Raw genomic sequence first — 534 nt, forward strand, 5'->3', positions numbered from 1 at the left:
TTGAAATCGAATCAGCCGGTGTTGTACCGGTATGCGATTTGTCATACACTGCTGCAAGAGCCGGTTTACTGCCGGCAAGATGCCGCTAAACGAGGCCATGGCCGGCAGCAGGAGCGTACTTATGCGTGTTTCAGGGTAAATATAAGCCATTTAGACCTTCGCTGGCAAACCTGTGGTCTTTGTATGCTGATTAGCGTCAAACGGGTACGGCGAAAACTGGATGGCAGCCAGCCCACCGAAGAAATCAGCTATTTTCTGAGCAACTATGGGGTACAAAGTCAGCAGCAGGCCGATGAGTTATTTGACGCCATACTTGGGCACTGGAAAGTTGAAGCGATGCATTATCAGCGGGATGTCACCTTGCAGGAGGATAGCTTACGGAGCTCAAACAGCACATTGAGCCGGACAATGAGTGGCCTTAGAAGCCTGGTATACAATTTATTAAAGAGAACAATGACGAAGAATATGGCCGCCAAAATCGATCAGTTTGCGGATGATTTTAACTCACTAATCGAATTTATGACCATGCATAGG

1 protein-coding gene is annotated in these 534 nt (G+C 47.8%); it reads left to right on the plus strand.

Annotated elements, in window-relative coordinates; all coding sequences use genetic code 11:
• Positions 1 to 183 precede the first annotated feature (183 nt).
• Positions 184 to 534 (plus strand): hypothetical protein (locus AC23NW_RS36255; RefSeq protein WP_487455598.1); only part of this gene is annotated, 351 nt, incomplete at its 3' end.

The sequence above is a fragment of the Arsenicibacter sp. R0_47 genome (assembly GCF_057652235.1).